Consider the following 25481-nt stretch of genomic DNA (forward strand, 5'->3'; position numbering starts at 1 on the left):
AAACGTTTACTTGAAATCATTCTTAAAACCAAAATACGATATGCGATTATTTTTCAGTTGTTTGTTTCTAGTATCGTTTTTTAATGTTTTTTCGCAGGAAGAAACTACGATTGCCGCAGAAACAAAACCAGTCGTTAAAATTGATTCGCTCTATCGTGAAGACCAATTTTATTTTTCGCTGATCTACAATTCGATAATGAAATCTCCCGGAATGGCGCAAGATCGCTTTTCTGCTGGACTTTCTTTGGGTGTTTTAAGAGATATGCCTATCAATAAAGCAAGGACTTTTGCTGTTGCAACAGGTTTGGGTTTGAGTTATAAAAATTATTATCAAAACCTTGCAATTACAGGAACAAAAGACGCTCCCGAGTATAATGTGGTAAGTTATAATGATATAAGTACCAATAAATTTTATAGCTATTTGGTAGATGTCCCGATCGAATTTAGATGGCGCAATTCTACTCCCGAAAGCTACAAATTTTGGAGAATTTATGGCGGATTAAAATTGAGTTATGTATTGCAAAGTAAATCTGTTTTTAAAGGTCTTGTCGATCAAAACGTAAAAATTGTAAATAACAAGGATGTAAACAGATTTCAGTACGGAGCTTACATTTCTACGGGTTATAATACTTGGAATTTGTATGCCTGTTATTCTTTAAATTCACTTTTCAAATCTTCTGCGCGAACTCCAACCGAGCAAGTAGACATCCGGACTTTAAGCATGGGACTAATTTTTTATATTTTATAGCCATAAATATAAAAAAAGCAATTGCGGAAGTATACCAATTGCGGTACCTATAGACAATTCGTTACTTGTATGTGCCTCCATCACCAATCGGGATGAAGCCACAAGGCCACTCAGCAAAATCACAAAAGCCGACCAGTAAGGATTGTGCATTTGCAAATGAATATTTAATCCGATTACAAAAATTGCAAGGCCGCTCATCGACATCATGTGCAAGCTGGCTTTTATTTTAAAAAAAGTACAAATCAACGCCAAAATAGTACTGAACAATGCTCCCAGAAAAAAGAAATGAAGCTCAGGATATCGCGTAATAACAATGCTTCTCTTTACCAATAAAATAAACAAAAAACACTGAAGAACCAGTGGTATTCGTCGTTGCGATGTTTCATGAATCATTATTGATTTTACATTTCCAGTCGATTTTAACAATAAGAAAAAGAGTATTGGAACAAAAAAGGTAATGATCAGAATTTGAAAAAGAACATAATATTTTTCCTGATTCGCAAAAGCATCTCCTTTGCAAAAAAGATAAAATAAAGTGGCGTACATCGAGATAAAAACGGGATGCAAGACATAGGTGAATAACGGTAAAATTCTTTTCAAAACACTTAAATTTGGAGGTGTTTTACAAATATAATCAAATATAAATACAGATTTGCAAACGTTATATTTTTTAAGAAAATCACAACCTTTTTCTAGCGGTAATGTTTTAAATTTGACAAAAAGAATTTTCTAAAATGAGCCTAAATTCAAAAAATCTTATCCAAATTCTCCATGCCGAATGGATCGGTTCTAAAGCGGATGTTTTGATAGACAATATCTCTATTGATAGTCGTTCGTTGCAAAACGGAGCCAATACTTTGTTTTTTGCCTTGTCTGGTGTCAATAACGATGCGCATTTATATATTTTGGATCTGATAGAAAAAGGAGTTCAGAATTTTGTCGTTCGCCATATTCCAGAGGATTGTGCGGGGAAAGCCAATTTTTTAGTAGTCAATGATACCGTGACCGCGTTGCAGCAATTTGCAGGTTATTATCGCAATCTTTTTCACTTCCCTATTATCGGATTGACTGGAAGCAATGGCAAAACGATAGTAAAAGAGTGGCTTAATTTTTTACTCAGCCCAGATTACAACATTATCAGAAGCCCAAAAAGTTACAATTCGCAAGTGGGTGTTCCGCTGTCTGTTGTGGCAATTAACGAAAAACACAATTTAGGAATTTTTGAAGCCGGAATTTCAACGGTTGATGAAATGATAAAACTTGAAAACATGATCAAACCCAACATCGGGGTTTTGACCAATATTGGTTCTGCTCATGATGAAGGTTTTTTGAATTTAGTACAAAAAATAGACGAAAAACTGCTTTTGTTCAAAGAAAGTGAGGTTATTATTTATCAGAAAAACGAAGTGGTAGATTCTTGTCTGTCACAATTTTCGGCTGAGTATATGGTAAATTCGAGAGTCCTTTTTTCGTGGAGTTTTACAGATAAAAATGCAGATGTTTTTATTCTAAAAAAAGAAAATAAAAGTGACAGCACTGCAATTCAATACCAATATAAAGGAGAAAAGTTTGATCTCGAAATTCCGTTTCTGGATTCAGCTTCGGTAGAAAACAGCATTACTTGTTTGCTGGTTTTGCTTTATTTAAAATATGATTTCGGTACAATTCAGGGCAGGATGCAATTGCTGTATCCGGTTGAAATGCGTTTGGCTGTCAAAAATGGGGTTCATAATTGTAGTGTTATTGACGATAGTTATAGTTCTGATTTTCAGTCGTTAAAAATTGCTTTGGACTTTTTAGAAAGTCAAAAAAAGAATTCAAAAAAGACGGTCATTTTATCAGATATTTTACAAAGCGGATTTTCAAATGAAGAATTGTACACAAAAGTAGCGCAGTTAATCGCCGCTAATAAAGTCAGTAGAATCATCGGGATTGGTGAAACAATAAGTTCTTTTAAAGAGAAATTTTCCAATATCACGACTTTTCAAAATACAGCAGATTTTATCACGCATTTTGAAAGTTTGGCATTTGCCAATGAAACCATTTTGATAAAAGGAGCCAGAGCGTTTCAATTTGAAGAAATTGTAGCGTTGCTGGAGGAGAAAACTCATGAAACGATTTTAGAAATTAATTTAGATTCGATCAGTCATAATTTAAATTTTTTTAAATCAAAATTAGGCCAAAAGATTAAAATAATGGTCATGGTAAAGGCTTTCGGTTACGGAAACGGAGGTTTGGAAATAGCCAAATTATTAGAACATCATAAAGTAGATTATTTGGGTGTGGCTTTCGCCGATGAGGGAATTTCGCTTAAAAATGGCGGAATAAAGTTGCCTATTATGGTATTAAATCCCGAATCTACCAGTTTCCCTTCGATTATTCAATATCATTTAGAACCAGAAATTTACAGTGTAAAAGGTTTGAATTCGTTCTTGAAAATCGCTCAGGAAAAAAAATTAAAAGAATATCCAATTCATATAAAATTAGATACGGGGATGCATCGTTTGGGTTTTGAAGAAAATAATCTTGACGAACTTGTCGCCACTCTAAAAGGAAACACTACCGTTCGCATTCAGAGTATTTTGTCGCACATGGCCACAAGTGATGAGGTTAAACATTATGAGTTTGCAAATTCGCAGATTCAATTGTTCGAAAAATTATCTTCTAAGTTAATGAATGAGCTGAACGTAAAACCAATTCGTCATATTTTGAATACTTCCGGAATTAGTAATTTTCCAGATGCTCAGTATGATATGGTGCGTTTAGGAATTGGCTTGTACGGAGTTTCGAATGATGCTGTAGAGCAGAAATACCTCGAAAATGTAGGTACTTTAAAGTCTGTAATTTCTCAGGTTCGTTCGATCCCTGCAGGAGATAGCGTAGGGTATGGCCGCCGTTTTATGGCTCAAAAAATCACTAAAATTGCCACGATACCAATTGGTTATGCAGACGGAATATCACGTTTGTGGGGTAATGAAGTAGGATATGTAATGATAAAAAACCAAAAAGCGCCCATAGTTGGGAGTATTTGCATGGATATGTTGATGGTGAATGTTACTGAAATTGATTGTAAAGAAGGAGATGCTGTCGTTATTTTTGGAGAAAATCCAACAGTTATCGAAATAGCCAAAGCTTTAAAAACAATTCCGTATGAAATCTTGACCAGTATCTCTCAGCGAGTTAAACGTGTATTTTTTAGATAAAAATGAATTTCTTTTTTATAGATATTCTTATATTTGAGAATTATTACTAACTAAAAATTAATGAATTATGGGGATTTTCTCTGAATTTAAGGAATTTGCGATGAAAGGCAACGTGGTTGACCTGGCTGTGGGAGTTATCATTGGAGCTGCATTTGGTAAAATTGTAAGCTCATTTATTGAAAATGTGATTACTCCGTTGTTATTAAAGCCAGCGCTAGATGCGGCACATTTGTCTAAAATTGAAGATTTATCTGCTTTTGGTGGTGTAAAATATGGTTTGTTTCTATCAGCAGTCATTAACTTTTTGATCGTTGCTTTTATATTATTTTTAATTATAAAAGGAATAAATGCCACCAAGAAAAAAGAAGTTGTACCAGAAGTACCTGCTGGACCAACTCAAGAAGAGTTACTAACGCAAATTAGAGATTTGCTTAAAAAATAATTCCGCTACACTATGTCTAACTAAACCGTTGCTTAATTGGGGCGGTTTTTTTACATTTGTTTTATTTGTAACATTTTGTTATTTTTTGTGAATCGAATGGTTTTCGCTTTTATTATTATTACTTTTGTAATCTAAAGTAAAAATTCATAATAAAAAATATAAAAATGAGAATAGCGGTTGTAGGCGCTACCGGTATGGTTGGCGAGGTGATGCTAAAAGTCTTAGCAGAGAGAAATTTTCCAGTTACAGAATTGATTCCCGTTGCCTCTGAGAAATCGGTAGGAAAAGAAATAGAATATAATGGTAAAAAGTTTAAGGTTGTTGGCATGCAAACTGCTGTAGATATGAAAGCTGATATTGCTGTTTTTTCTGCTGGAGGGGATACTTCACTGGAATGGGCACCAAAATTTGCAGCAGCAGGAACAACTGTGATCGACAATTCATCAGCATGGAGAATGGACCCTACCAAAAAATTGATCGTTCCCGAAATCAATGCTTCAACGCTAACAAAAGAGGATAAAATCATTGCCAATCCAAACTGTTCAACTATTCAGATGGTATTGACTTTGGCGCCATTGCACAAAAAATACAATATCAAAAGAATCATTGTTTCAACTTACCAATCTATCACAGGAACTGGTGTAAAAGCAGTGAAACAATTAGAGAATGAGTATGCAGGCATAAAGGGAGATATGGCTTATAAATATCCTATTCACAGAAATGCTATTCCGCATTGCGATAGTTTTGAAGAAAATGGATATACCAAAGAAGAAATGAAATTAGTTCGCGAGACTCAAAAAATTCTTGGCGACAATACTATTAGAGTTACCGCTACTGCTGTTCGTGTGCCAGTTGTTGGTGGTCACAGCGAAGCTGTAAATGTTGAGTTTACAAATGATTTTGATGTGAATGAAGTTCGTGAAATTTTACACAACACGGAAGGAGTAGTGGTGCAAGATAATCTGGACACTTTTACATACCCAATGCCATTGTACGCAGAAGGCAAAAATGATGTTTTTGTGGGAAGAATTCGTCGTGACGAAAGCCAACCAAACACACTAAACATGTGGATTGTTGCTGATAACTTAAGAAAAGGGGCAGCGACAAATACTATCCAAATTGCAGAGTATTTAATTGCAGCAAAATTAGTATAATAAGGTTAGAAATTGTTAATAAGAAAAAAGCGAGGATTAATTTTAATTCTCGCTTTTTTTATGATATCAATATTCAGGTGCTAATTCAAGTTCTAAACCTTCTAATTCTGGTGTAATCGGGATTTGGCAACCTAAACGGCTATTCGATTTTACGTAAAACGCCTCAGAGAGCATTGCTTCTTCATCGTCGCCCATTTCAGGTAAAGCTACATCATTCAGCACATAACACTGGCAAGAAGCACACATGGCCATTCCGCCACAGGTTCCTTCTACCGGAAGTTCGTATGCTTTGCATAACTCCATTATATTCATTGCCATATCTGTAGGAGCTTGCAATTCGTGTAGCACTCCCTCTCGATCTTTAATTTTTATTAATACATCCATTTTTTGACTTTTGGAATTTTTGCAGGATTTGAAAACGTGTACCAATCCTTTTTTATTAACGATTTGTTTCTGAACTGAAAATGTATTCTTTTCTAAAGTAAAATAGCTGTTATTTTATTTTTTTCATATAAAATAATAAAGATGCGTGCATTCTTTGATTAGCTGCTTAGAGAATATTTACTACGGTTTCAATTTGTGGGGCATACTTTTTAATAGTCGTTTCAACACCCGCTTTTAGTGTCATTTGATTCACGCTGCAACTAATGCATGCTCCTTCTAGCCGAACTTTTACGTGTTTATCTTCTTCGATAGAAATTAATGTAATATCTCCTCCGTCAGAGTTCAGGAAAGGTCTGATTTCGTCTAAAGCCAATAAAACATTATTTGTTAATTCTTCTGTTGTCATCATAATTTAATGTATCAATTAGAAAATGTACTAATAAGATAGTTAGTCAGTTAGATAATTTTTAAATCATCTGGTTTCTTAATTACCTCATTGTTTCATTATCTCAATTATCTAATTCTTTTTTACTGCAGAACAACCTGCCATTGTTGTAATTTTGATGGCTTCGGTAGCAGGTAAGCTATCGTTTCTGTTTACAACTTCCTGTACAACATTGCGTGTGATTTCTTCAAAAACAGTTTCAATTTTAGAAGCGGTTTGTAACGCTGCTGGGCGACCATAATCTCCTGCTTCGCGAATAGATTGTACAATAGGTACTTCGCCTAAAAAAGGCACGTTTAAATCCTCAGCTAGGTTTTTAGCACCTTCTTGACCAAAGATATAATATTTATTTTCAGGTAATTCTTCTGGTGTAAAGTACGCCATATTTTCTATAATACCTAAAACAGGGACGTTGATATTGTCTTGCATAAACATGGCAACACCTTTTTTGGCATCAGCCAATGCTACGGCTTGTGGTGTACTAACGACAACAGCGCCGGTAATGGGTAACGATTGCATGATCGATAAATGGATGTCTCCGGTTCCTGGAGGCAAATCGATAAGCATAAAGTCTAGTTCTCCCCAATCGGCATCAAAAATCATCTGATTTAAAGCTTTTGCGGCCATTGGTCCTCTCCAGATTACTGCTTGACTAGGAGCAGTAAAGAATCCGATAGAAAGAATTTTTACTTCAAAACTTTCTACAGGTTTCATTTTAGATTTTCCATCAACAGTAACCGATATTGGTTTTTCGTTCTCAACATCAAACATAATTGGCATTGACGGGCCGTAAATATCCGCATCCAAAACGCCCACAGAGAATCCCATTTTTGCTAATGTTACGGCAAGATTTGCAGTTACAGTAGATTTTCCTACACCCCCTTTTCCAGAAGCAACAGCAATAATGTTTTTGATTCCAGGAATTGCTTTTCCTTTTATTTCGTTTGGATTTTCTTTGGTTTCAACCTTGATATTTACTTTTACTTTTGCTTCAGGCGATATCAATTCGTGAATTGTTTTTTTGATATCATCTTCAGCTCTTTTTTTGATATGCATAGCAGGCGTGTGTAATACTAAATCTACCACAACTTCATCACCAAAAGTAATTACGTTGGCAACCGCACCACTTTCAACCATATTTTTTCCTTCTCCTGCTATAGTAATTGTTTCTAGAGCTTTAAGAATTTCTTTTCTATCTAATTTCATTTTTAGTATCGTATTTTCTATTGAATAAAATCAATTTGGAAATTATATTTATTTAAACTGATTTCAGACTGCAAAGATAACAGATTATGTTCGGATTTTTACTCTTTTAAATTGTATTTATTGATGGTAGGATTGAGGAATTAAATTTAAAAAAGAAACTCAGCAACTTTTGATTTTTGCCAGGTTTCAAAAAATGGTACGTTGCTGTTATTCGTGTTTTAAGTGTTTTAAAACAGCTATTTTGGTTGCCTGATAGGCTTTGGTCAAAACGATTATGAATGTTAAAACTAATAATGATATTAGTGCAAAACCGAATCTAATATGCTAATTTTAGGAGAAAACAGCACTGTGAAATATGTTTTACACTTTTCTAAAAACATTATTGAAGCGCATGGAGGTTATCTGACGCATCAGGCAGATGAAGAAAAAACCCATTTTGTAATTTGTTTGATCTGATTTCATACCTATTTTTTATCATTCCGAGGAACGAAGAATCTCTGTAAGTAGCTCGACAAAGATTTTTTACGTACAGTGTTCAGATACATTGCGGTCATTCCTCTTTCCTCAGGAATGACAAGATTGTGGTTGTTTGTATGTAAAGAAAATTTTAAAGCTTCATTTCAGGAGTCCAGAAGTGTTTTTCAAAGTCAATAATTTGATTGTTAACGACTTCGATTCCTTCGCTTTCCAAAAGTTGTTGCATCAAATTGGTTCCGTCAAAATGATGTTTTCCGGTCAAAAGCCCTTTTCGGTTGACGACTCGGTGAGCCGGAATATCTTCTCTGTTATGACAAGCATTCATCGCCCAGCCGACCATTCTTGCCGAACGAGCAGTTCCTAAAACTTTTGCGATTGCGCCATACGAAGTCACTTTCCCGTAAGGGATTTGCTTTGCAATAACATAAACTTTTTCGAAAAAATTATCTTCTGTCATATATAGGTCTTTTTGCCACAGATGTAGAGATTAAAATGCTTTTATGTACAAAAAAAGGATCTTTTCTGCATTTTTCAACCAAAATAGTAACTCAAAATATTAAAAAGCGTTACTATCGCAATCAAGCCCGTGATGCTTCCAATGATGGTATTCATGTTTCGCATGAGATAATCGGTTTTCTTTTCTATTCTTCCAAAAAAAACAATATAGCTGTATAGAGCAGCAAACGAACCTAGAACAGAACCGAACACAAAAGTAAAAATGATATTATTTTGAAATTCAAAAAGATTATACGAAGCCAGTGTCACACTAACCACAACATAATACGGAATGGGGAAAAAATTTAGTCCGGAAAGGAGCATTCCCAGAAAAAAACGGCTTTTTTTACTGCTTTTTTTAATCTTAGATTTCTTTGCAATGGGTTCTTTGGCGATAAACAAAAAGTAGATCGTAAGGATTGAAAAGATTACAAAACCAACTTCGCGCAATAAAGTTAGAACGTCTGGTCGATTGTCGATTACCCGGGCAAAAAGTACCGCCAGATAAACCTGAAAAAAGATAACAAACACGGCGCCCACTACAAACCACAAAGCATTCTTTTTTCCTTCTTTCAAATTGATTTTAGCAGCCGTCATATTGATTAAACCGGGAGGAATAATACCGATGAAAGCGGCTAAAAAGCCAGAAAGTAAAGGAATAAATAATGCCATTCAGTTGGATAATGGGTTCGAAAAATTGTTCTTAAAATTAAAATTAGTCTTTAATTTTAAAACGAATATACGTAATTGCCTTATTAATTTCTAAATATTGTTTTTCGTAGAAAGTCTGAAAAGCAGTAACTTCCTCCGGACTTCCTTCGTTTTTGTACACATTATGGTTGGCGTACAAAACCTCGTGACCTTCTCCGTGCAGCAATCCTAAAGTATAGCCATGCATGAATTCGCTGTCTGTTTTTAGGTTGACAACACCGTCTTTTTTGAGGATTTTTTTATACAATTTCAAGAACTCCGAATTGGTCATACGGTGCTTTGTCCTTTTGTATTTGATTTGTGGATCAGGAAAAGTGATCCAGATTTCGTCTACCTCATTATCGGCAAAAATATGATTGATTAACTCGATTTGAGTTCGTACGAAAGCAACATTGTGCAAGCCGTTTTCAACAGCGGTTTTGGCGCCTCTCCAGAATCGGGCCCCTTTGATGTCAATTCCGATAAAATTTTTGTTCGGATATCTTTCGGCTAATCCGACTGAATATTCTCCTTTTCCACATCCTAATTCTAAAACTAATGGATTGTCATTTTTAAAGAAATCAGAATTCCATTTCCCTTTCAAAGGCATTAAATCACCTACAACTTCTTCTCTGGTTGGTTGGAAAACGTTTTGAAATGTTTCGTTTTCTCTGAATCTTTTTAGTTTATTTTTACTTCCCACTTTTACAAAAATTTTCAGCAAAATTAAGGAATATAAACGAATGAATCAGACTGCTTTTGTTTTTTGCCACAGATTTGACAGATTTATTGGATTCCTTTTCTTTTAATCTGTGAGAATCTTTAAAATCTGTGACAAAAAAATCAACCGTAATGCGGTTCTGTTATTGGTTTCAACTTTGGATCTAATGTTTCATCGTGTTGTGATAAATCCAATCCGATGTGTTCGTTTTCTTCTGAAACGCGTAAAGGAATTATAAAATTGGTCACTTTAAATAAAAAATACGCACCAAAGAAAGTAAACAGCGAAACCAATACCAATGCCATCATGTGATGAGCAAAAACATTCCATCCGCCATGTAGTAAACTTGCATTTTCGCCGTGAGCAAAGATCGCAGTGAGGATCATCCCCATAATTCCGCCAACGCCATGACACGCAAAAACATCCAAAGTATCATCAAAACGTTTTGAAAAACGACAGTTTACAGCCGAATTGGAGACTAAAGCCGTAACAAACCCAAAAAACATACTTTCGGGTACAGAAACATATCCAGCCGCTGGTGTAATGGCTACCAAACCAACTACGGCGCCGATACAAGCTCCGAGAGCCGAAACTTTTCTGCCATTAATTCGATCAAAGAAAATCCAGGTTAACATGGCTGCCGCCGATGAGGTGGTAGTGGTTGCAAAAGCCATTGCTGCGGTTCCGTTGGCCGCAAGCGCAGAACCGGCATTAAACCCAAACCAACCAAACCATAACATTCCTGTTCCTAATAATACAAACGGAATATTGGTTGGAATATGCTGACTGTTTTTTCTTTTTCCTAAAACAATAACTCCAGCCAATGCTGCAAAACCAGAACTCATATGCACCACTGTTCCTCCCGCAAAATCTTTTACACCAAAATAGCTGCCCAATATTCCTGTAGGATACCAAACAGAGTGGCACAAAGGAGCGTATATAAAAATCGTAAACAAGCTGATAAAAAGTAAATAGGAGATAAAACGTACGCGCTCTGCAAATGATCCCGTAATAATGGCGGGTGCGATGATGGCAAATTTCATTTGAAACAATGCAAAAAGCATAAATGGAATCGTATTGGCCAATTGTTTGTGGGGTAGAATATTAACGTAATCCATAAAAGCAAAAGTAGCAGGATTACCGAAAAAGCTGTAAAAATGGCCTCCAGAACTAAACCCAACAGGCTCACCAAAAGCAAGGCTAAACGCCACAACTACCCACAAAAGAGTGACTACGCCCAAGCAAATAAAACTTTGCAGCATGGTAGAAATCACGTTTTTTTTGCCGACCATTCCGCCATAAAAAAAAGATAATCCAGGCGTCATAATTAATACTAAACAACAAGAAGTGAGCATCCAGGCGACGTCTGCAGGTGCAATATCTTTTGTAGTACCAAACTTAGAAAGTACATACGTGTTTTCGGCAACTGTTGGCCAAAAAGCCCCTAAAATGCAAACGATACTAATAATAACAAAGGAAATGATCCAGCGTCTTTCTATTTTCATTTTTCAAATACTTTATTGAACCCTATTTTTTTTGGGGTCAAAGTTAAAAAAAAATAGATATTTTGGTTTTTAGGATGATTAAAAGAGAGGTTGTGGTTTTATTTTAATAGATTTTTTAAAATTGGGTTCCTTTTTTTGAAAGTATGTCATTTAGAGGTTCCAAATAGCCTTTCTAATTGCTAAATATGTTATAATGAAATTGCTAATGACTTTTTTTTACGTTCTAAAAAGTTAGGATTATCATAACAAAGGAGTATTTTGTTTATTTTTTTTGAAGTTGGGTAATCAAGGCGTCTTCGATCGGGGCTTTTATGGCTGTAATCGCATCAACATGATCATTCGGAATTGTCATGGATAAAACATAATGCTGAATCTTCCATTCTTTACCAATTTTGACCAAAACTCCCGAACCGCGACAAATTTTCATTTGGGTATTGAGTAATTCATCAAACCAAGCCGTTTTTCCAGTTTTGTCTACAAAGATATGGCGCTCCAGTGCAGTAAAATTCCATGCTTTTCCGCGATCGAAAAACGGTTTAGCCCAAACCTGAAAATCTTTTTTGTTCCAGTTTTCGGTAGCGTCAGTTCCGATAAAAATAGCGTCATCTGTCATCAAATTAAAATAGGTTTCAAACTTAGTTTCGGCAGCCGCTTTATGCCAGCTATCAAGTGTTTGATTAATTTTGTCTTTGTCTGTAGTTTGTGCATTGGCGAAAGTAGCAACGAACAATAAAAGCAGTATTGTTTTTTTCATGGGTTAAGTTAAAGTTGTTGGGTCTAAAGTTAGAGATTTTCAAGTATATAAGAAACACAAACCCTCAGTAATTGATGCCTACAGATCTCTGGCATATTCGCAAAGGCGAAAAGTTTTTATTTTTGAATTTTCGTTTGCGACTTTGTCTCTTTGTGAGATCAAAAAAGAAAGGCATTCAAATTAAGACTTAAATTATCTTCTACTAATGATGTGGTTTAATTTTAAAAAAACAAGTATATTTGAGTGCTTTAAAATACTGCAATTATGAATCCGAAAATCTTAATAAGTACATTATTCATTAGTTCTTTAGCCTTTGTTTCTTGTAAAAAAGAATTAGAACCTCAAGAAAACACACCAGCCTCTGAGTTGGTAGCATTAGGACTTGCAAAAGATACAGCAAAAACAAAATCGGTTGTAGAAATGCCTGCGGGCAGCCAAAATGTTGTGATGAATAGTGGTTCGGTAAATTCAGGAGCTCTAAATCCCGCTCACGGACAACCCGGACATCGTTGTGATATTTCCGTAGGCGCACCGTTAAATTCGGCTGCTACGCAAGCCCAGGCTGCTGCACCACAACAGGCACCACAAGTACAAGTAAATCCGAATCAAAATAAAGTTGTGACCACTACGACTGTTGCCCCGGTAAAAGTGAGTAAAGGAATGAACCCGTCGCATGGACAACCCGGACACAGATGTGATATTCCTGTGGGAACACCCTTGAATACTCCGGTTGCTACTCCTGCGGCAGCGCCACCACAGTCGGGAACTACTTCAAAAACATTTAACGTTACACCGCCAACTGCCAATCCAGCGGTTCCTACTTTATTGAGTACAGAAAGCGCCAATAAAGAAGTTGTAACTACAGCAGACGGAATGAATCCAGCACATGGAAAACCGGGTCACAGATGTGATATTGCGGTAGGCGCCCCGTTGCCAAAATCGTAATAAAAAGTTCATTTATAAAGGTGCAAAGCAACAAAGAGACAAAGGTGCAAAGAAAACCTTAGCGCCTTTGTCTCTTTGAGACTTAGAAACTCTTCAATTTAATATTCTTTCATTTTTTCGAAAGTCGTAGTCAATGATTTTTTAATTTTTGCCAAAGCACCGCTAAAAGCTTTTTCTATAGTATCTGAATGTTCGGTAACTGTAATGGGTTGCAGGTTAGCAATACGAACTTCGATCAAGCATTTTTTATCGTTCAGACTGAATTTTTCGCCATTTTCGTCTCCAAAATGTACTTCAATACGGGTTATTTTTTCCTCGAAGCGTGCCAATCCTTTTTCCAGTTCTCCTGAAAAATAGGTTTCTAGTCTCTCATGTCCTTCTATGTTTTTGTCGGTGTTGATTTGAATCTTCATATTGGTTTATATTTAAAAATTATATCCACCAAATTACCCAAATAAAAATGAAGAGACAAATGAGTTAAGGAAACATTATGAAAATTTTTCTAGAGCTTTTTCCAATGAAATTTGCTTGTTTTTAATAAAATTGAAATCACTGTTATAAAATCAGTTTTTAATTTAAGTTTAAAGAATTAGGATTTCGTATAGATTAAAAACCTTATTTTAGCAATCTAAAATTTTGAAGAAAATAAATGGAGCAAATAACGGAAGAAGAATTATTACTTAAAGTAGTTAGATATTTTGAAATTAACATTTTTGAGAATCATATTAATGCTTCCTTAAAGAAGCATTCTAAAATTAAGAGTTATAGTATAAATCCAATCGTCGTTAAGTATCTATCTAAGGTTTTAGAAGGTAATTATACGCCAGAAGGAGTTGCGAAGGCTTTATTTTACCCAAGAGTTTTAGGAACCTCAATAAATACTTCATTTGGGACGAATATTCAAAAGATGTTTATAAAACTTAATCTAGCTGAAGGTTCGGCAATTAAGGGAATTGATATTGAGTTTTTTGATAAGATTGATGGAAGAAAAAAGTGGTGTCAATTAAAATCTGGGCCAAATACTATAAATTCGGAGGATGTAAATCCCTTAATCAAAAAATTCACTAATACTATCAGATTAGCTAGAACCAATGATGCGTTACTTGGAAGTAATAATAATGATTTCGTTGTTGGGGTTTTGTATGGTGAACAAGCTCAATTGAGTATGCATTACAGAAAAATTGATGAAATCCATCCCGTAATAATTGGGCGGGATTTTTGGCATAGAGTTACTGGATTTCCAAATTTCTATGATGGATTAGTCACAGAATTACACAAGATAATAAATAACTTAGATACCAAAGAGTATATAACTAAAGGCTGCGAAGAATTATCTAATGAAATTAGAAATTCAGATTTGTTTAGCTTCTAATTTTGAGTAATATTTATTTAAAAACTGTATAATAGAATATCCAACTTCCTTTCCTAAGTTTACAGGAACCGCATTTCCAATTTGTTTATATTGTTGAGCTATCGATCCTGAAAATTCCCATTCATCAGGAAAAGTTTGAATTCTTGCATATTCTCGCACTGTGAAAGGTCTTGTTTCTTCTGGATGACATCTTTCTGTTTGTTTTTGCGCAGGGCTACAAGTTAATGTTAAACATGGCTCATCCCAACCAATTCTTCTAGCAATTCCTGTTTTTCCTCCTCCAAGATAAAAACTTCCACCCATAAATTCTTTTTGAATTTCAATTGGTAAATCTCTCCAGTAACCTTTTTGTGGAACTAATTTTAAAACATCAACTTTACTTTTAGGATATTTTGAACCTCCTGAATTTGGAACATCACAATCAAATAAATCACCCTTCATTAAAGCATCTTTTAAGTTGTAAATTTTCTTATACGGTTTTGGATATTCATATTTTAAATCAATATTTTTTCTGATACCGACTAAAATTAATCTTTCTCTTTTCTGCGGTACATTAAAATTAATTGCTTTTAAGACTTGAACTGGGACAACGTTATATCCTATTTCATCTAAGATCGAAATCATTCCTTGAAGAGTTTTGCCATTGTCATGATTTAATAATCCTCTAACATTTTCTCCAATACAAATAGGTGGGTTTACTTCTTTTACTGCTCTTGCAAATTCATAAAATAATGTCCCCCTAGCATCAGCTAATCCAAGTTTTTTTCCAGCATAGCTAAATGCTTGACATGGGAAGCCACCGGTAACAACATCTACTTTATTATGATATTCTGAAAAACTGAACTGTTTTATGTCTCCTTCAAGAACATTCCAATTTGGTCTGTTAGTTCTTAAAGTCTCACATGCCCACTTGTCTATTTCGTTTAGAGCCACACATTTTAATCCAGCTTTTTCCATTCCAATGGCCAGTCCACCAGCTCCAGCGAAAAGTTCAAGAACAGTATAATTATTTTCGGGGTTTACGTAGTTTGAAACAGTTTCTTGTATAGTGTCATCTATAAAATTTGAAAAAAGAGTGTTAATTTCTGATTTTTTGTACATTCTATAATTGCTCATAGGTTCACGTACAGCATTTAATTTCCCTTCATTATCCCAACGTCTCAAAGTCTCTTTACTCTTTCCTAACAATTCTGAAGCTTCAGATAATGAAATATAATCACTCATAACCAAGTTGTTTAACATTATACAATGGTTACAAATTTAAAAGAAAAAATTTCAGAATCAACAGTATTTTTTGTTACAAATTGGAACAAAAGATAGTTGTTTTTTTAATTCATTAAAAATCATTTAGATAGGAGCGAATTAACTGAATATATTTTTGACTTTCTTTTTTTACGTAATGTTCCCAAAATCGAAAAACTTTATATCCTAATTTTTCAAGTTTTAAATTGTTTTCATGATCTCGTTGTATATTACGCTCTATTTTACTTATCCAAAATTCTCCATCAATAAAAATAATCAATTTGAATTTTTTGCTAACAATGTCAGGGTTTCCAGGAAGTTTTTTGTCGTGTTTTCGGTATCTTAATCCTGCTTTCCATAGTTCTTTCCGAAACAAAATTTCAGATTTTGTATCTTTCGTCTTAATTTTTGACATAAGTTTACTTCTTTCAGGAGTTGTATAAAAACCATTTGCTTCCTCAAATCGCAGAACTTTTATTTTCAGAACATTTTACTTCTCCTTCTTCCCCCATTTGATTTTTATTTTCCCTTCGTCGTCTACGGCTAGTAAATGCAGAATGATCCCGCGATCACGAACGGCATCGCGCTCGGCTTTAGTGGGTAATTGAGCGTCGTTTTTGGAGTTTCGGAGTGGGATGGTGAGGGCGAGATTGGTGCCTCGGCCAAAGGAGTAAATTCCGTCGATATCAAAGTTTAAAATATTCGAACTAATAGTGAGGTCATTCACCTGGATCTGCTCGCCATGCACGTCGAGATTGCCTGAGAGATCGCTAAAAGTAATGTTGTTGACATCGCGAAACGGAAAGGCAAATTTTCCAATTTTCACAATCGGTTGAAAATTTTGCAAAGCGCCCTGATGAACGGTAAAATTGAGTTTTCCTTGCATCGAGTTGGTAATGAGTTCGCCTTTGCTGTTGATAAAACCCTTAATATTGGCCTGACTGCTGAGTTTTCCCTGAATGTTATCGGGACTAAAAGACTGGATGCCGAAATTGTTAAACGATCGCAAAAAAACCGCAATAGCAACCTTGTTTACCTGCGCATTGGAGCTAAAGGAATAATTTTTTCCGCTTGGCGTTACAACGCTATTAAAGGTAATGCTTCCGCCAGAAGTTTGTAGCGAACCGTTTTTTATAAACAGTTGCGAGTCGATCATCCGGATGTTGGCTTTTGTGTTGGTGGCCGTTAGTTTGTTGTACGTTATTTTGTCGGCTTTGATATTAATAGCGACCGTGCATTTTTCGATTGTAGTTCTTAACTGTTCAGAAAGCGTGGTATTGTTGGTTCTTTTTTTTGCCACTTTGCTTTTCTGCGTAGAAGCCAAAATGCCCAAAAATTGTTTGAGGTCGATATAAGGAGCGTATATGTTCCAGTTGACGACCATTTTTTCTGGAGCATCGTAATATAAATTGAGGAAATCATCAATTTTTCCGTCGATAAAAATGATGTTTTTATTGTGTTTGTAGGTGATTTTATCAATAAATAATGCTTTTTCTGTAAAGTTGAGTTGCACGTTGATGTTTTCGGCGTGTACATTTTTGGGAATATAAAGAAAGGACACATTTTTGACATCGATATTACCAATAAATCGAGGTTTTGTAATGTATAAGTCGACGATATCAAAATGGAATTTTAGGTTAGCGGTTGCGTGACCGTTAGAAAAATGAATCCATTTGTCGTTGCTCATCTCGTTAAGATTCTGAATAGCAAAGTTAGATTTTGCAGTTCCTGTGGCGATAGGTTTGTTGAGATTGCTAATGACAACTTGAGGCACCGATACCGGAATATTTTTGAATTTACCCGAAAAACGACTTATGATAATCGCCGAATTAGCATCGTTAAAACCTTTTTTAGGCTTGAAATTATTGGTAAAAAATCCTGAGAAACTGCAATCGGTAATATGTCCGTCGGGAATGCTGAGTGTGTTGTTTCTGATTTCGGCATGCACGACAATTTTGGGGTCGCCTTCGCTATTTAGATCGCCTTTGATGTCGCAATTGACGGCAATTTCTTTTTTTAAATCAAAGTGATTGAGCTGAGAATTGATATTTTGTGACAGTAAATTAGCAGCATTTCGCCATAAAATATGCGTGTTGATATTGATTCCGAACAAAGAATTGTTTTTTCCCACATTAAAAAAAGCGATAATATCAAAACGGTCAGTTCCAATCTTAAGGTTTTGGGTAGTGACATTTATGAGTTGTTTCTTTGATAAGAAAGCAACTTTAAAAGTGCCTTCGAGCTTTTTTTGTTGTGCAAAAGAGCCCAGTTTTGTGTTAAAAGCCAGACTTGTAATACTGGTTTTAAGATGCAAATCGGTTTGCCAGTTATCATTTTTAAAAGCAATTTTAGACTCTAAACGGGAGATATCAAAATCGAATAGTTTATGTCTGAGGCGATTGTCTAAAGTAAAATGTACATGGTTGAGTGTGATTTCGTTGAGGATTGTAGTCTCTTTTTCGCTGTTTTCGGGTGATTTTTTATTTTTGGGTTTAAAAATATCGGCGTTCGAATACCCGTTTTCGGCTTTGTAAATATAAATTTGTGCGTCGTTAAGGTATATTTTTTTGATGTTGATTTCGTTTTGCAACAGACTCCAGATATTCAGGCGAGCTTCTATTTCTCGTGCTTTCAAGAGCGTGTGTTGGTGGCTGCCCCAGTTATTGTCTTTGAGTTCTACCTCTTTTAATGCTAAAGTAAAATTTGGAAAACCAATTAGAAACTTATATTGAAAGTCGCCTACATGAAACTTCCCATTAATGTTTTCGTTGATTTTAGAATTGATCTTTGCAACGATTTCGGTTTTATTCTGATTAAAATAAATCGACAAACCACAGCAGGCGATCAAAAGTAAACTGATACATCCAACAACAAAAAAAGCAATACGTCTGGCATATTTTTGAAAACGTACCGATCGCAAAACGCTTTTTATTTTCTGTAAAGTCAGATTCATTGAGATGTGTTTTTGAGAAGACTAAAGGTAGGTTAAATACTAACGGGGTTTTCAAAATAGAATTTTCAATTATTATTTCGGGAATACTAATAGATAAGAGGATTATTCTCGATATAACGAATGACAATACATTTATAATCAAAACTAATTTGTTAATGCTGTTTCTTTTGTTTTAAATTTCTAAATTTGTACCCTAAAAGAAACATATTAGAAATTGTCTCCCCGCGGAAATTCAAAAGGAGTAACTTTAAATAAAAATTATTATGGCATTAGCAATAACAGATGCTACTTTTGAAGAAGTAGTTTTAAAATCAGATAAACCAGTAATGGTAGACTTTTGGGCAGCATGGTGCGGACCTTGTAGAATGGTAGGTCCAATCATTGACGAATTAAGCAACGAATACGAAGGTAAAGTAGTTGTTGGAAAAGTTGATGTAGATGCCAACCAAGAATTTGCTGCAAAATATGGTGTGCGCAACATACCAACCGTTTTGGTTTTTCATAACGGAGAAGTAGTAGGAAAACAAGTAGGAGTTGCTCCGAAACAAACCTACGCAGATAGTTTAGACGCTTTGTTGTAATCGAGAGATTATAGTTGACATAAAAGAGGTTTGGCGAAAGTCAAGCCTTTTTTATTTCCTGAAAGTATGTGGTAGAGAGTCAATCCTTTTTTTTATTTTTATCGAATCTTAAATTCGCTTTCAAATGAAAATGATCTCCTGCTTTCTTAGTTTTTTTACCGCAATTGTGTTTGGTTTTTCTCAATCAAAGCAAAAACAAAGCATCTTGCTGGAGAAAGGAGTTTCTCAGGAATTGGCTATTTTTAGAAAAAAACAACTCAGAAACGTTGTGTATGCATTGTCGTTTGTGATTCCGAATAAAAAAGACGAGGAAATTGCTTCAAATTTGGTTCTAAATCTTTCTGTTTCAGATTTAAGTAATCCTTTGTATTTGGATTTTAATGAAAAATCTCAAAATATAAAATCCGTAAAGATAAACGGAAAAAATAGTGCGATTGTACACGAAAAAGAACATATCATTATTCCAACAGAAAATTTGATTTTAGGACCAAACAAAGTCGAAATAGCCTTTATCGCGGGTAATTTATCCTTAAATCGCAATGACGATTATTTGTATACTTTGTTGGTTCCCGACAGGGCCAGTACGGTTTTCCCTTGTTTGGATCAGCCGGATATTAAAGCGACTTATAAACTGAGATTTACGGTTCCAAAAGACTGGTCGGTTTTGGCTGGTGCAGATGTAAAAGAGAGAATGGAGACCGAGAATACGGTCACTTATACTTTTGGAGAATCAGACAAAATGAGTTCGTATTTGTTTTCTTTTGTTGCTGGGAAATTTAAAAGTATTACCCAGAATCCGGGTATGGAAATGACGATGTTGTACCGTGAAAACAATCCTGAAAAAATTCAGGTCAGTACAGATACAATCTTCAAACTCCATCAGCAATCTTTAGATTTTTTAGAAAAATACACCCATTATAAATTTCCGTTTCAAAAACTCGATTTTGCGGCAATTCCGGGTTTTCAATATGGCGGTATGGAGCATGTGGGCGCCATTCAGTACCGCGAATCGACTTTGTTTTTGGATAATAGCGCCACAGATAGCGAGAAATTAGATCGTGCAAAACTCATTGCTCACGAAACTTCGCACATGTGGTTTGGCGATTTGGTCACGATGAAATGGTTTGATGATGTGTGGATGAAAGAGGTTTTTGCCAATTTCATGGCCGATAAAATCATGAATCCAATTTTCCCGAAAATCAATCATAATTTACAGTTTCTTACGGCTCATTATCCTAACGCTTACGCGGAAGACCGATCGTTGGGTACACATCCGATCAAACAAAATTTAGCCAATTTGAAAAATGCGGGATCGCTTTACGGAAGCATTATTTACAATAAAGCGCCCATTATGATGCGCCAGTTGGAAGCCTCGATGGGTGAAGCGGCTTTTCAGAAGGGAATTCAAAAATACATTCAAAAATTCGCCAACGACAATGCCGACTGGAATAATCTGGTTAGCATTCTGGATGCCGAAACGCCTCTTGATATGCAAAAATGGAGTGAGGTTTGGGTAAACAAATCGGGCAGGGCGATTTTTACAGATAAAATTGAATATGACGCTCAAAACCGAATCAAAAAGTTTGAAATTCTGCAAAAAGCAGAAGATAAATCTGGAAATGTTTGGCCTCAGATTTTTGATATTACGTTGCTTTATCCTAACGAAATCAAGACGATAAAAGTTAATTTGAAAGAGCAAAAAGTCAATTTAGCAGCGGCTGTGGGCCTGATGAAACCGCTTGCCATTATTTATAACTCAAACGGTTTTGGGTACGGAGTTTTTCCGCTTGACGGAAATCATTTAGAGTATATTTTGACTGTTAAGGACGAAGTGGCAAGAGGTTCGGCGTATTTGAATCTTTACGAAAACATGCTCATAGGTACTGTGGCGCCAACTGCCGCTTTTGATTGTTTTATGATGGGAATTGAGGCAGAGCAAAACGAATTGGTTTTGAAATTGTTGACCAATCAGGCAAATGTTGTTTTTTGGAAACTTTTGACAGAAAGACAGCAAATAATGGCTCAAAAACAGCTTGAAGATATTCTTTATGAACGTTTGCAAACTACTTTGCCGAGCAATATAAAAAAAACGTTGTTTAATTTATTCAGTTCCATCGCCTATTCTGATTCGGCGAAAGCTAAATTATACCAAATTTGGAGAAAGGAAGTTGTGATTCAGAATTTGAAACTAAACGAAGACGATTATACCAATATAGCAATGAATTTGGCTATCTTTAAACATGAGAAAGCAGCCGAAATATTGAATGCGGCCAAAACTGTGATCACGAACTTGGATAAGCAAAGACGATTTAATTTTTTGTTACCGTCTTTGTCACAGGAAGAATCGGTGCGGGATGCATTTATGGAATCTTTGAAAGAGGATAAGAATCGCGAAAAAGAGTCGTGGGTGGGTGTTGGTTTGGCTAATTTTCATCATCCGTTGCGTCAAGAAAGTGCCAAAAAATATTTGAAGTTTTCTTTAGATTTGGTTGAAGAAATTCAACGAACGGGAGATATTTTCTTTCCGAAAGACTGGTTGAACAATACCATTGGGAAATATGCTTCGAAAGAAGCTTTTGAGGTTGTGCAGACATTTTTAAAAGAAAACCCTAATTTTAGTCCGATATTAAAAAGGAAATTATGGCAGGCCACAGATGCATTATATCGTGCTCAAAATATTAAAAAAGAAACCGAATGAGAATTGAATCGGAAATAGAAAAAATATCAAGTTTTCAGCATCTCGAAATGTTGGCGAATCAAGTGGTCGAAGGTTTTATTTCGGGAATGCATAAAAGTCCATTTCACGGATTTTCAGCAGAATTTGCAGAGCATAAAGTCTACAATGTTGGAGAAAGTACCAAACATATCGATTGGAAACTATTTGCCAAAACCGACCGTTTGTACACCAAACGTTTTGAGGAAGAAACCAATTTGCGATGTCATATTATTGTGGATAATTCGTCGTCAATGCATTATCCGGAGCTAAAATCGGGTCAGCCTTTTTACGAAAAAAAGATAGGTTTCTCGGTTTTAGCATCAGCCGTTTTGATGAATATTTTAAAGAAACAGCGCGATGCCGTTGGTTTGAGCGTTTTTTCAGACAGTTACGAATATTATGCGCCGGAGAAAGGAAGTGATCGCCATCATAGGATGTTGATCAATAAATTAGAACAATTATTGGTGCAGCCAAAAGTCAAGAAAAGCACCGATACAATTACCTATTTGCATCAAATTGCGGAGAAAATGCACCGTCGTTCGATGATTATTTTGTTTACAGATATGTTTCAGTCGGCAGACGATGAAAAGCTTTTTAATGCGTTGCAACATTTAAAGCACAACAAACACAAAGTAGTTTTGTTTCATGTCGTTGATGACAAAACAGAACTTAAATTTGATTTTGATAATACACCGCGCAAATTTATCGACTTAGAAAGTGGTGAAGAAGTGTCTATTTTTGCCGATAATGTGAAGTTAGAATACGAAAAAAGGTCAGAAGAGTATTTTAAAAAGTTGGCTTTAACGTGTGCAAAGAACCAAATTAAGTATGTTTCGGTCAATGTTGGAGATAATTTTGAAAAAATACTAACCACATATTTAGTTGAAAAACAAAACTTTGGCTAAAGATTTTAAATTTTATTCGATTTTTTTTACCAAAACACTTGCAGAAACGAAATTCTGTACTATCTTTGCAACCGCAATAACGCAGAGGTTTGGTAGTTCAGTTGGTTAGAATACATGCCTGTCACGCATGGGGTCGCGGGTTCGAGTCCCGTCCAGACCGCAATATTGGGGAAGCCTTTCTTAACAGAAAGGCTTTTTTGCCCAAATACGGTATCTAAGATTAGTTGTGTTGTTTGCTACGAATTTGTAACTCGTAGCCGGTTTAGTAGTTAGACCAATGAAAAGCTTTCCACTTTTGTGGATGGCTTTTTTGATTTAAATAACTTTTGTTTTTGTATTTTGATAGAAATCAAGCGATTAAGAAAATCTTGAATTTATTTGTTTAAAAAACGCAAAAAACCTTGTAGAATCCAAGTTCTATTGTATTTTTGCAGTCACAATAAAGCAGTGGGTTTGGTAGTTCAGTTGGTTAGAATACATGCCTGTCACGCATGGGGTCGCGGGTTCGAGTCCCGTCCAGACCGCTTTTAAAAAGAAGCCTTTCTTAATAGAAAGGCTTTTTTGTTTTTAATATGTTTTATGTATCGCTATTTCTGGAAAGACATATAGTAAAAACAAAAAAGCTTCTGATTTCTCAGAAGCTTTTTTCAGTGCGGATAATAGGATGCACACCCTTATAATTGTGTATGCTTCCATGTGAAAATAGCACCTATAAATCCCTTTTTTTACAGGCATTTATAGATTTTTAATGTTTTTAACTCATACACAAGCTCACACAAATACAAATATTACGGGGGAAATACGGGGGAAATATTTATATTTGCGATATATGGCGACCATCAATTATAGAATAAACGAAAAAGCTTCGAAAGACCCTACAATGATTTATGTAAGGTTTAAAGCTGATAAAGACTCAGAAGCACCTACATCAATTGTGGTCTTTAAAAGGCATTGGAGCAAAACGAAACAAAGTGTTAAATCTCATCATGACTCAGATGACTATCGTGACATAGTAAACAAACAACTAAGTGACTTAAAGTCTCTAATTGTCAAGAAATATGGTCTGGATAATCATTCAGGAAAAACTATCGACACTAAATGGTTGAAAGATGTGATTCTTGAGTTCCATAACAAACCAACATCAGACTCGACAGATAAAGAAATATTCTTAGTCGATTTTGGAGATTTTTATACCGAAAAATCCAAAAAAAGAACAAATCCAAGAACAGGAAAAAAATTAAATATAAGGACTTTTCAAGATTACAACAATTCGGTCAATAAATTAAAGGATTATGAAAAATATACTGGCTCGAAGATTAGACTTGATGGTGTAAGTTTGGTGTTTCATACTCATTTTCTTGATTATCTAAGAGATGTGGACAAATTAGGAGAGAATACTATCGGTAAAGTGATAGCAAATATCAAAGCCTTTCTAAAATCGGCTGAAAGGTATGGATACAAAGTAAACCAAGATTATAAGTCACGGGAATTTGTGGCTCCATCATCTAAAACGGTTGACATCTATTTCAACGAGGCCGAAATCCAAAAGATAAAAAATCATGAATTTGAATTGGATGGGTATTTAGATAACGCCAGAGATTGGCTAATTATTGGTCTATGGACAGGCCTTCGAATCTCGGATTTTTTACAACTTAGAAGAGAGGATTATAATGATGGTTTTATTCAGAATAATAACTTTAAGACAGGGATTCCAGTTGTAATACCAATACACCGTGACGTGCAAGCAGTTTTAGATAAACGAAGTGGAAATTTACCAAGAGAGATTTCAGACCAAAATTTTAACGACTATATAAAAATAGTCGCAGAAAAAGTTGGATTTACAGAAAAAGTGGAAGGAAGTAAGCCAGTCAAAATATTGGATGGTAACAATAAAAAGGTAAGTAGAAAGGTTCGTGCAAAATATCACAAATATGAATTAGTAACGTCACACATCTGCAGACGTTCCTTTGCGACAAACGTATATGGTACGATAGACACATTGACTATCATGAAAATAACAGGACATAAAACAGAAAAACAATTTTTGGACTATGTTAAAATATCTCCTATGGAATATGCGATAAGGTTGAAAGAGCTATGGTCTAAAGTATATCAAAAAGCTGAATAAGTTTTCTAAAGGGTTTTTATGTATCTTAGAATTTCAGATTTTTTATATTTTACTCCTGACACAATATTAGAGTTTTTTATTTTTCCTCTCTTTCTTAAATTATCGACTGTACCAATAGAAACACCTAGTTTCTGAGCGACTTCTTCTCTTGAAAGTAAGCAATCATCGAAATAATAATTTTTCGATATTTCTTGTAATAAATTATTCTTAAATTCTTCGAATCTTATTGCTGTAAGTCTTTCGACTTCATTGTTGATTTGCGCTTGTAGCGCATCTTGGTTAATAATACTACTAGTTAACATGTAATCACAGCTACCACATCTCAGTTTTTTATAAAGGTAGCGAGAGTTATTTTTCCTCGATTTGAGGTTTTGAGAAGATTACCTTCTCACTAGTAGCCAAAATAAAGAATCAA

25 protein-coding genes and 2 tRNA genes are annotated in these 25481 nt (G+C 35.1%); 13 read left to right on the plus strand and 14 right to left on the minus strand.

Features of this window, described 5'->3' with window-relative positions:
• Positions 1-10 precede the first annotated feature (10 nt).
• A complete protein-coding gene (locus LNP22_RS06505) occupies positions 11-748 on the plus strand; it encodes a porin family protein (protein ID WP_315220074.1) in 738 nt (245 codons plus the stop codon).
• On the opposite strand, the gene LNP22_RS06510 is transcribed toward LNP22_RS06505, so the two are convergent.
• Positions 743-1348, minus strand: a complete 606-nt coding sequence (locus LNP22_RS06510; protein WP_229975844.1) for a hypothetical protein — start codon at positions 1346-1348, stop codon at positions 743-745. The two genes, LNP22_RS06505 and LNP22_RS06510, sit on opposite strands and share 6 nt — an antisense overlap.
• A 134-nt stretch (positions 1349-1482) precedes the next feature.
• On the opposite strand from LNP22_RS06510, the gene LNP22_RS06515 reads away from it, so the two are divergent.
• The 3 genes from LNP22_RS06515 (at position 1483) to LNP22_RS06525 (ending at position 5547) form a co-directional block, all read left to right on the plus strand.
• Positions 1483-3951, plus strand: coding sequence for a bifunctional UDP-N-acetylmuramoyl-tripeptide:D-alanyl-D-alanine ligase/alanine racemase (locus LNP22_RS06515; RefSeq protein WP_229975845.1), 2469 nt, complete (start codon positions 1483-1485; stop codon positions 3949-3951).
• A gap of 67 nt (positions 3952-4018) precedes the next feature.
• Positions 4019-4393, plus strand: coding sequence for a large conductance mechanosensitive channel protein MscL (mscL, locus tag LNP22_RS06520; RefSeq protein WP_229975846.1), 375 nt, complete (start codon positions 4019-4021; stop codon positions 4391-4393).
• A gap of 164 nt (positions 4394-4557) precedes the next feature.
• Complete coding sequence (locus tag LNP22_RS06525) at positions 4558-5547, plus strand: aspartate-semialdehyde dehydrogenase (RefSeq protein ID WP_210666740.1); 990 nt, start codon at positions 4558-4560, stop codon at positions 5545-5547.
• 66 nt (positions 5548-5613) lie between these two features.
• Here LNP22_RS06525 and LNP22_RS06530 read toward each other — a convergent pair whose 3' ends face one another.
• The 3 genes from LNP22_RS06530 to LNP22_RS06540 form a co-directional block, all read right to left on the minus strand.
• Positions 5614-5931 (minus strand): 2Fe-2S iron-sulfur cluster-binding family protein, encoded by a 318-nt coding sequence (locus tag LNP22_RS06530; RefSeq protein ID WP_229975847.1) that lies wholly within the window; start codon positions 5929-5931, stop codon positions 5614-5616.
• Positions 5932-6097: 166 nt separating this feature from the next.
• The gene (locus tag LNP22_RS06535; RefSeq protein WP_210666765.1) at positions 6098-6337 is read right to left on the minus strand and encodes a NifU family protein; all 240 of its coding nucleotides are present in this window, start codon (positions 6335-6337) and stop codon (positions 6098-6100) included.
• A gap of 111 nt (positions 6338-6448) precedes the next feature.
• On the minus strand, positions 6449-7582 hold the full coding sequence (locus LNP22_RS06540; RefSeq protein WP_229975848.1) for an Mrp/NBP35 family ATP-binding protein: 1134 nt from the start codon (positions 7580-7582) through the stop codon (positions 6449-6451).
• Positions 7583-7903: 321 nt separating this feature from the next.
• On the opposite strand from LNP22_RS06540, the gene LNP22_RS18435 reads away from it, so the two are divergent.
• A complete protein-coding gene (locus LNP22_RS18435; RefSeq protein ID WP_255670758.1) occupies positions 7904-8038 on the plus strand; it encodes a hypothetical protein in 135 nt (44 codons plus the stop codon).
• Positions 8039-8189: 151 nt separating this feature from the next.
• Here the strand turns inward: LNP22_RS18435 and LNP22_RS06545 are convergent, their stop codons facing one another.
• From LNP22_RS06545 to LNP22_RS06565, 5 genes are all read right to left on the minus strand, one after another.
• Positions 8190-8516 carry an MGMT family protein gene (locus LNP22_RS06545; RefSeq protein ID WP_229975849.1) on the minus strand — a complete coding sequence of 109 codons (327 nt, stop codon included), beginning with the start codon at positions 8514-8516 and terminating at the stop codon, positions 8190-8192.
• A 74-nt stretch (positions 8517-8590) separates the two neighbouring features.
• Positions 8591-9226 (minus strand): LysE family transporter, encoded by a 636-nt coding sequence (locus LNP22_RS06550; protein WP_229975850.1) that lies wholly within the window; start codon positions 9224-9226, stop codon positions 8591-8593.
• 43 nt (positions 9227-9269) lie between these two features.
• A complete protein-coding gene (trmB, locus tag LNP22_RS06555) occupies positions 9270-9947 on the minus strand; it encodes a tRNA (guanosine(46)-N7)-methyltransferase TrmB (protein WP_210666766.1) in 678 nt (225 codons plus the stop codon).
• Positions 9948-10087: 140 nt separating this feature from the next.
• Positions 10088-11470: an ammonium transporter gene (locus tag LNP22_RS06560; RefSeq protein WP_229975851.1), complete on the minus strand. Its 1383-nt coding sequence runs from the start codon at positions 11468-11470 to the stop codon at positions 10088-10090.
• A gap of 262 nt (positions 11471-11732) precedes the next feature.
• Positions 11733-12224, minus strand: a complete 492-nt coding sequence (locus tag LNP22_RS06565; RefSeq protein ID WP_229975852.1) for a nuclear transport factor 2 family protein — start codon at positions 12222-12224, stop codon at positions 11733-11735.
• Between the two features lie 264 nt (positions 12225-12488).
• Here LNP22_RS06565 and LNP22_RS06570 point away from each other — a divergent pair, with 264 nt between their 5' ends.
• Positions 12489-13169, plus strand: coding sequence for a hypothetical protein (locus tag LNP22_RS06570; protein ID WP_229975853.1), 681 nt, complete (start codon positions 12489-12491; stop codon positions 13167-13169).
• Between the two features lie 98 nt (positions 13170-13267).
• Here the strand turns inward: LNP22_RS06570 and LNP22_RS06575 are convergent, their stop codons facing one another.
• Entirely contained in the window at positions 13268-13582 is a 315-nt protein-coding gene (locus LNP22_RS06575) for an HPF/RaiA family ribosome-associated protein (protein WP_210666753.1), read from the minus strand.
• Positions 13583-13818: 236 nt separating this feature from the next.
• Here LNP22_RS06575 and LNP22_RS06580 point away from each other — a divergent pair, with 236 nt between their 5' ends.
• On the plus strand, positions 13819-14541 hold the full coding sequence (locus tag LNP22_RS06580; protein ID WP_229975854.1) for a PmeII family type II restriction endonuclease: 723 nt from the start codon (positions 13819-13821) through the stop codon (positions 14539-14541).
• Here the strand turns inward: LNP22_RS06580 and dcm are convergent.
• From dcm to LNP22_RS06595, 3 genes are all read right to left on the minus strand, one after another.
• Entirely contained in the window at positions 14521-15771 is a 1251-nt protein-coding gene (gene dcm, locus LNP22_RS06585; RefSeq protein ID WP_229976363.1) for a DNA (cytosine-5-)-methyltransferase, read from the minus strand. The two genes, LNP22_RS06580 and dcm, sit on opposite strands and share 21 nt — an antisense overlap.
• Before the next feature lie 106 nt (positions 15772-15877).
• Positions 15878-16267, minus strand: coding sequence for a very short patch repair endonuclease (locus LNP22_RS06590; protein WP_319616404.1), 390 nt, complete (start codon positions 16265-16267; stop codon positions 15878-15880).
• A gap of 6 nt (positions 16268-16273) precedes the next feature.
• Positions 16274-18736 carry an AsmA family protein gene (locus LNP22_RS06595; RefSeq protein ID WP_229975856.1) on the minus strand — a complete coding sequence of 821 codons (2463 nt, stop codon included), beginning with the start codon at positions 18734-18736 and terminating at the stop codon, positions 16274-16276.
• Positions 18737-18999: 263 nt separating this feature from the next.
• Here LNP22_RS06595 and trxA point away from each other — a divergent pair, with 263 nt between their 5' ends.
• The 6 genes from trxA (at position 19000) to LNP22_RS06625 (ending at position 25066) form a co-directional block, all read left to right on the plus strand.
• Positions 19000-19317 carry a thioredoxin gene (trxA, locus tag LNP22_RS06600; protein WP_024980008.1) on the plus strand — a complete coding sequence of 106 codons (318 nt, stop codon included), beginning with the start codon at positions 19000-19002 and terminating at the stop codon, positions 19315-19317.
• Positions 19318-19441: 124 nt separating this feature from the next.
• Complete coding sequence (locus LNP22_RS06605) at positions 19442-22015, plus strand: M1 family metallopeptidase (protein ID WP_229975857.1); 2574 nt, start codon at positions 19442-19444, stop codon at positions 22013-22015.
• On the plus strand, positions 22012-22938 hold the full coding sequence (locus LNP22_RS06610; RefSeq protein WP_229975858.1) for a DUF58 domain-containing protein: 927 nt from the start codon (positions 22012-22014) through the stop codon (positions 22936-22938). The genes LNP22_RS06605 and LNP22_RS06610 overlap by 4 nt, the downstream gene beginning before the upstream one ends.
• Before the next feature lie 86 nt (positions 22939-23024).
• Positions 23025-23098: transfer RNA gene (locus LNP22_RS06615), tRNA-Asp, on the plus strand.
• Positions 23099-23388: 290 nt separating this feature from the next.
• Positions 23389-23462: transfer RNA gene (locus LNP22_RS06620), tRNA-Asp, on the plus strand.
• 305 nt (positions 23463-23767) lie between these two features.
• A complete protein-coding gene (locus LNP22_RS06625; RefSeq protein WP_229975859.1) occupies positions 23768-25066 on the plus strand; it encodes a phage integrase SAM-like domain-containing protein in 1299 nt (432 codons plus the stop codon).
• 5 nt (positions 25067-25071) lie between these two features.
• On the opposite strand, the gene LNP22_RS06630 is transcribed toward LNP22_RS06625, so the two are convergent.
• Positions 25072-25368, minus strand: coding sequence for a helix-turn-helix domain-containing protein (locus LNP22_RS06630; RefSeq protein WP_229975860.1), 297 nt, complete (start codon positions 25366-25368; stop codon positions 25072-25074).
• Positions 25369-25481 lie beyond the last annotated feature (113 nt).

The sequence above is a fragment of the Flavobacterium flavipigmentatum genome (genome assembly GCF_020911905.1).
Classification (GTDB): Bacteria; Bacteroidota; Bacteroidia; order Flavobacteriales; family Flavobacteriaceae; genus Flavobacterium; species Flavobacterium flavipigmentatum.

What these genes read in the sequence shown, in the direction of transcription:
- LNP22_RS06515 (WP_229975845.1), top strand. Translation starts at nt 1,483, where the DNA reads ATGAGCCTAAATTCAAAAAATCTTATCCAAATTCTCCATGCCGAATGG.
- mscL (WP_229975846.1), top strand. Translation starts at nt 4,019, where the DNA reads ATGGGGATTTTCTCTGAATTTAAGGAATTTGCGATGAAAGGCAACGTG.
- LNP22_RS06525 (WP_210666740.1), top strand. Translation starts at nt 4,558, where the DNA reads ATGAGAATAGCGGTTGTAGGCGCTACCGGTATGGTTGGCGAGGTGATG.
- LNP22_RS06530 (WP_229975847.1), bottom strand. Translation starts at nt 5,931, where the DNA reads ATGGATGTATTAATAAAAATTAAAGATCGAGAGGGAGTGCTACACGAA.
- LNP22_RS06535 (WP_210666765.1), bottom strand. Translation starts at nt 6,337, where the DNA reads ATGACAACAGAAGAATTAACAAATAATGTTTTATTGGCTTTAGACGAA.
- LNP22_RS06540 (WP_229975848.1), bottom strand. Translation starts at nt 7,582, where the DNA reads ATGAAATTAGATAGAAAAGAAATTCTTAAAGCTCTAGAAACAATTACT.
- LNP22_RS18435 (WP_255670758.1), top strand. Translation starts at nt 7,904, where the DNA reads ATGCTAATTTTAGGAGAAAACAGCACTGTGAAATATGTTTTACACTTT.
- LNP22_RS06545 (WP_229975849.1), bottom strand. Translation starts at nt 8,516, where the DNA reads ATGACAGAAGATAATTTTTTCGAAAAAGTTTATGTTATTGCAAAGCAA.
- LNP22_RS06550 (WP_229975850.1), bottom strand. Translation starts at nt 9,226, where the DNA reads ATGGCATTATTTATTCCTTTACTTTCTGGCTTTTTAGCCGCTTTCATC.
- LNP22_RS06560 (WP_229975851.1), bottom strand. Translation starts at nt 11,470, where the DNA reads ATGAAAATAGAAAGACGCTGGATCATTTCCTTTGTTATTATTAGTATC.
- LNP22_RS06565 (WP_229975852.1), bottom strand. Translation starts at nt 12,224, where the DNA reads ATGAAAAAAACAATACTGCTTTTATTGTTCGTTGCTACTTTCGCCAAT.
- LNP22_RS06570 (WP_229975853.1), top strand. Translation starts at nt 12,489, where the DNA reads ATGAATCCGAAAATCTTAATAAGTACATTATTCATTAGTTCTTTAGCC.
- LNP22_RS06575 (WP_210666753.1), bottom strand. Translation starts at nt 13,582, where the DNA reads ATGAAGATTCAAATCAACACCGACAAAAACATAGAAGGACATGAGAGA.
- LNP22_RS06580 (WP_229975854.1), top strand. Translation starts at nt 13,819, where the DNA reads ATGGAGCAAATAACGGAAGAAGAATTATTACTTAAAGTAGTTAGATAT.
- LNP22_RS06595 (WP_229975856.1), bottom strand. Translation starts at nt 18,736, where the DNA reads ATGAATCTGACTTTACAGAAAATAAAAAGCGTTTTGCGATCGGTACGT.
- trxA (WP_024980008.1), top strand. Translation starts at nt 19,000, where the DNA reads ATGGCATTAGCAATAACAGATGCTACTTTTGAAGAAGTAGTTTTAAAA.
- LNP22_RS06605 (WP_229975857.1), top strand. Translation starts at nt 19,442, where the DNA reads ATGAAAATGATCTCCTGCTTTCTTAGTTTTTTTACCGCAATTGTGTTT.
- LNP22_RS06610 (WP_229975858.1), top strand. Translation starts at nt 22,012, where the DNA reads ATGAGAATTGAATCGGAAATAGAAAAAATATCAAGTTTTCAGCATCTC.
- LNP22_RS06625 (WP_229975859.1), top strand. Translation starts at nt 23,768, where the DNA reads ATGGCGACCATCAATTATAGAATAAACGAAAAAGCTTCGAAAGACCCT.
- LNP22_RS06630 (WP_229975860.1), bottom strand. Translation starts at nt 25,368, where the DNA reads ATGTTAACTAGTAGTATTATTAACCAAGATGCGCTACAAGCGCAAATC.